This window comes from Caballeronia sp. LjRoot29 (assembly GCF_964252755.1).
Lineage (GTDB): Bacteria > Pseudomonadota > Gammaproteobacteria > Burkholderiales > Burkholderiaceae > Caballeronia.
Genome location: NZ_CAXUPU020000079.1, coordinates 1 through 2,596 on the forward strand (window position 1 = coordinate 1; position 2,596 = coordinate 2,596).

Consider the following 2,596-nt stretch of genomic DNA (forward strand, 5'->3'; position numbering starts at 1 on the left):
AATGGGGCGTTCATTGTGCACCTCCTTCCGAAACCTCGATAAACATTGGGATTTGTCCTTCGGCATCGTTGCGACACGGGCGATGTTTGCGCGTCAACGCCGCCGCAACAGCCTCGCTGCGTAGATCACTCGCGCGAATCTGCCATGGGGCATCGGGCATCACCTGCTCGGCAGGCAGGATGCGATCGTTGATCAACCGCCGGATCGCGTGACTGGTGACGCCGAGCTGTTTTGCGGCTTCGGACATCGTCAACCATTCCCCATCCTTCTCTGCCGGCCTGTAGGCATGGATGTCACGCACGCGCCGTATGGAGCTGACACGGTGTGCGGTCCAGGTCTTGCCTTGGCCGGTCCGCATTCCCATCCGGTTCAACGATGCAGCGATGTCCTGATCTGACCATCGGGTTGCCATGCTGCGGATGACCGCGAGCGCTTCGTCGGACGTGCTACATCCATGCTCGCCCGGTCCGGGCTTGCGGACCCGTAACTGCGAATGCTGACCGCCTTGCCAGTGAATCGTCAGGATGACTTCACGCGCCGTTTCGTCCACGTCGGCAACAATATCGACGATCAGGGCGCGAACAAGCTGCTGGCGCATGCGCATCGTGACGTTCGGTGCATTCCAGGCAGCAGTGAGGTCTTCCGCAAGCTTCGCAAAGTCAGGAGTGGGGATATCCGCCGCCGACGTGCTTACCGTCTCCAGGCGCGTCTGGCAGGCCAGTACGCGGCGCAATGCTGCTTCCCAATTCTTCTCCAGCTGCGCGGCAATCAGACGGTTGTCAGGATCGCAGGCGGCATAGCGCCGCTCGGCCAGTGTGGCTTCGTACTGCGCTTGCTGCAGTTCAAGTTCCACGATCCGTCGCTGCCCGTTCAGGGTGTCCATGTGCATTTGCTCGGCCTGCCGGGCTGCTTCGATTGCCATTGGTTCCACGACACGCAATAGCTCCTTCCCGATAGCGGCGTCGATGCGAGAGCCCCCGAAACTCATGCATTGCGGTGGCATGTCAAAGCGGGCACATCGGTAGACAGGTTGCGGTATGCGCCCAGTATAGGCCACGAACAGGCGGCGCCCACAGCGCGCGCAGGCAAGCAGACCTGCCAGCAGTGCCCGGCCACCGCGGCTCGATTTTACGTCGCCCGCTTTGCCATAGGCATTGGTCGCGAGCTGCTTCTGGTTGCGCTCGAATTCAGCCCAGTCGATGTAGCCTTCGTGATGTTCCCTGAGCAGGACATCCCATTCATCAAACGGCTTGGGGTGCTTGTAGCTCTTGCGCGCGCGCCCATCCACGATCGCCATCTGCTTGCCACTCTTGCCATATACGTAAGCTCCGGCGTAGAACGGATTCTTGAGCACCGAGATCACGTTTCGATAGCGCACCGGTATCCAGTCGAAGTGGGTCAACGTCCTGCCATCGGAGGGGCGCGGGAAGTGGACCTGTTCAGCTCGCAGCGACAGTAGAACCTGCCGTGCGCTGCCCAGTTCGCGGAAGCGTGCAAAGATCAGGCGTATGACTTCCTGCAATCGCAAATTCGGATCAAGACCCAATCCAACTTCCCGATGCCAGATGTAGCCGAACGGCACGCTGATACGCAAATCGCCGCGGTAAGCCTTCGCGCGTTTGGCATCGAGCATGCGCGTACGAAGCACGTTGAGCTCGAATTCACTGATGCTGCCTTTCATTCCGAGCAGTAACCGGTCGTTTGCCCGACAAGGATCGTACACACCGTCCAGGTCGATTACCCTGGCCTCGACAAGCCCGCAGAGTTCAAGCAGATGGTGCCAGTCGCGCCCGTTACGTGCAAGACGTGAGGCATCCATACAAAGGACCGCTCCGACTTCGCCAGCACACAGTAAAGCCACGAGGCGCTCGAAACCGGGCCGGGCGACTGCGCCGCTGGCAGAACGGCCCATGTCCTCATCGATAACCTCGATGTCGCGAAATCCCCGCCGCTTGGCTTCCTCCACAAGGTCGTATTGCCGACGCCGGCTTTCGAGGTTTGTCTGTACCTGAGTCTGCGTCGACTGCCGGACGTAGATCACCGCTTTGCGTTTAAGAAGGAGCTCAGGCAAACGATCAACGTTCGTCATCGTTATGCTCCTTTGGCGTGGCGACGCCGGCGGCCTGCATCAGCAGGCTCGCCAGATGGGTGCTTGCCCTTGCGCGTTGTACCGCGCTCATCCCCTGAAGCTCGACGGCGTCGAACGTCATGTTCATCTGGCGCGGTATCGATTGCAACGACTGCAGACCTGCTGGAACGACGTTTGGCAGCTTGCCCATTGCGCTTCTCCCGGACGATGGTGGAATCGTCCGGTGAGTTTCCTCGCAAACGTCGATCAACAAGCAACTGGTGCAGATTGCGCAGCGCCATCACGGTGACTCTCGGGTCACCAAGTTCCATGCACGAACACGCGGCAGCATCCAGCATCCACCCGGCAATCATCTTGACCGTACCGCATCCGGCATCGATGTGGACTACTCGGCTTCCGCCGCGCTGCTCAACATCTCTAACCTTGACGCGGTGCCCATACAACGGGTGCCAACGATAATGGACTTCAACTTCCTGCCCGATATGGGCAGAATGAACGGGCAATGGC

Annotated in this window: 3 protein-coding genes; 1 reads left to right on the forward strand and 2 read right to left on the reverse strand. The window is 59.9% G+C overall.

Features of this window, described 5'->3' with window-relative positions; all coding sequences use genetic code 11:
• Positions 1–10: 10 nt before the first annotated feature.
• Both ACSQ83_RS35720 and ACSQ83_RS35725 read right to left on the reverse strand, forming a co-directional pair.
• Positions 11–2,089 carry a recombinase family protein gene (locus ACSQ83_RS35720; protein WP_436231354.1) on the reverse strand — a complete coding sequence of 693 codons (2,079 nt, stop codon included), beginning with the start codon at positions 2,087–2,089 and terminating at the stop codon, positions 11–13.
• The gene (locus ACSQ83_RS35725; protein WP_436231355.1) at positions 2,076–2,279 is read right to left on the reverse strand and encodes a hypothetical protein; all 204 of its coding nucleotides are present in this window, start codon (positions 2,277–2,279) and stop codon (positions 2,076–2,078) included. The genes ACSQ83_RS35720 and ACSQ83_RS35725 overlap by 14 nt, the downstream gene beginning before the upstream one ends.
• 70 nt (positions 2,280–2,349) lie before the next feature.
• Here ACSQ83_RS35725 and ACSQ83_RS35730 point away from each other — a divergent pair.
• Positions 2,350–2,596, forward strand: a 247-nt coding sequence (locus tag ACSQ83_RS35730; protein ID WP_436231356.1) for a hypothetical protein, incomplete at its 3' end; no start/stop codon positions are given.

Coding starts and splice junctions, on each gene's coding strand:
- ACSQ83_RS35720 (WP_436231354.1), bottom strand. CDS start 2,089: ATGACGAACGTTGATCGTTTGCCTGAGCTCCTTCTTAAACGCAAAGCG.
- ACSQ83_RS35725 (WP_436231355.1), bottom strand. CDS start 2,279: ATGGGCAAGCTGCCAAACGTCGTTCCAGCAGGTCTGCAGTCGTTGCAA.